Here is a 1953-nt window from a genome sequence, read left to right on the forward strand (position 1 = left end):
CTTTCAGACGAAACGAACGAAGCTCAAATTCGCTATGTTAGTTTCATGGGAGATGCAAGGCGTTATGACATTGCAATAGTTAAAAGCGACCGTGACCATGATAAAAGCTTAATAATTGATTTACAAAAATCGCGTTACACAGAAGTATGCGACTCTCAAATTGAAGACATTGATTACTTTTGCCATTTCCTACACTTAAATAATTATGAAGCCGAAGAGTTACATGGTTATTTGTCTAATGTATTTAATGAAGGGTCCACTGCTGTTAACTAAATAAGGAGGTTATACAGTGGGAAAACGAAAAAAGCATGATGACTTCGCAACAGTCGAAGTGCAACAAAATTACCAAGTACCTGAAGAATTTCCCGATGGTAACTACGGACAACCAGATGATCAACCTTTGCAAGAAAGAGAGCACGATCCAAAAAGAAGACATTATTCAAACTTCAACTACGAAAATAAACAATTGCACGAGGACTTACCAAGAAAATACCCTTTTGCTCATAAGCCTGAAAATTTCCCGCACGATGAAGGCTTAGATGACGAAAGCAAAAAATGACCGGAACTCGTTTTGAGTTTTCCGGTCATTTATTGTTCGACTCTTTTTAAGACGAAATAAGCACATCCAAAATTACAGTACTCATATAAATAATCTTCTAACGTCGAAATTTTCGTATCATATGTAGCTTTCTGATTATGATCATCGTAAAATCCTTTTAGCCTAAGTTGTCCGAATCCCCAATCACCAACAATATAATCATATTTCGTTAATATATCTGTGAATCGTTCTTCTAACACTTCTTCTTGAAAGCCATCACGATAATTATATATCAGTTCATAAGTTTGTCCTTGTAATTCCATACGTATCACCTCTGCATAATCCAGTGTACCATAAATTCATTGTTAAACGCTCTCATGTTTTTAAAAAAGATGAACACACTAAACAATAGACTTGATTCAAAAGGGGTTTATATATATGATCCATAGCAGTTTATTCAAGATTTTGATTACAACCATACTTATGACAATCCTTACGACTTATAACCATGGAAATTTAAATGCAGAAGAAAATGAAGCTACCATTCACGAAGAGCGTGTTCAACTATATAAGAAAACTGAGTCTATAACGAATGTACCGTGGTATATCTTAGCGGCAGTCGACCAGTATGAACGAAATGTAAATAATGTAGATGACGAGGAACGAATAACTGGAATTCAAGTCCCTGAAGAAAAATGGTTTGGTTTATTAAAATTTGACTCTGATACAAAGCATCTAGAGTCAACCATTCAAATGTTTGAAGGAATTGGAAAAGACGGAAACGGAAACGGTTATGCAGATCCTAACAATGATGAAGATGCTCTATTCACGATAGGAATGTACATTTACGAAGAACTAGGTCACGGAAAAAATTATGATGAAGTGTTTGAATTGTTCTACGGTAGAGAAAAAGCAGCTACGTTAATTAATCAATATGCACAAATGTTTAACCACTTTAATACAACCGACTTACATGAACGCGTATTTCCAATCCCAAAATATCATAACTACTCATATCGTTCTACTTGGGGCGCTGGAAGAGGTTATGGAGGAAGACGAATTCATGAAGGAACAGATATATTCGCATCATATGGAACACCAGTTAGATCTGTTTCGTACGGTATAGTTGAAATTAAAGGCTGGAATCGTTATGGTGGCTGGCGTGTAGGTATTCGTGATACACAAAATATCTACCACTACTATGCGCATCTAAATGGTTTTGAAGACGGCATTGAAGAAGGAACAATTGTAGAACCTGGAGATGTCATCGGATCTGTAGGAGCTTCTGGCTATGGACCTGTAGGCACATCAGGGAAATTCCCACCGCACTTACATTATGGCATGTACCGTGATAACGGAAAGTATGAATGGGCATTTGACCCTTACCAGTCATTAAAAAGGTGGGAAAGAAATTA

Annotated in this window: 4 protein-coding genes; 3 read left to right on the forward strand and 1 reads right to left on the reverse strand. The window is 36.5% G+C overall.

Features of this window, described 5'->3' with window-relative positions:
* Both A194_RS18965 and A194_RS0116055 read left to right on the forward strand, forming a co-directional pair.
* Nucleotides 1-273, forward strand: a 273-nt coding sequence (locus tag A194_RS18965) for an SAV0927 family protein (protein WP_017187798.1), incomplete at its 5' end; no start/stop codon positions are given.
* 16 nt (nt 274-289) lie between these two features.
* Nucleotides 290-559, forward strand: coding sequence for a hypothetical protein (locus A194_RS0116055; protein WP_017187799.1), 270 nt, complete (start codon nt 290-292; stop codon nt 557-559).
* 29 nt (nt 560-588) lie between these two features.
* On the opposite strand, the gene A194_RS0116060 is transcribed toward A194_RS0116055, so the two are convergent.
* Complete coding sequence (locus A194_RS0116060; RefSeq protein WP_017187800.1) at nt 589-861, reverse strand: YutD family protein; 273 nt, start codon at nt 859-861, stop codon at nt 589-591.
* A 115-nt stretch (nt 862-976) separates the two neighbouring features.
* Between A194_RS0116060 and A194_RS18970 the strand changes: the two genes are divergently transcribed.
* The coding region (locus A194_RS18970) for a M23 family metallopeptidase (RefSeq protein WP_017187801.1) at nt 977-1953 on the forward strand (977 nt) is incomplete at its 3' end.

This window comes from Alkalibacillus haloalkaliphilus C5 (assembly GCF_000269905.1).
Classification (GTDB): domain Bacteria; phylum Bacillota; class Bacilli; order Bacillales; family Alkalibacillaceae; genus Alkalibacillus; species Alkalibacillus haloalkaliphilus_A.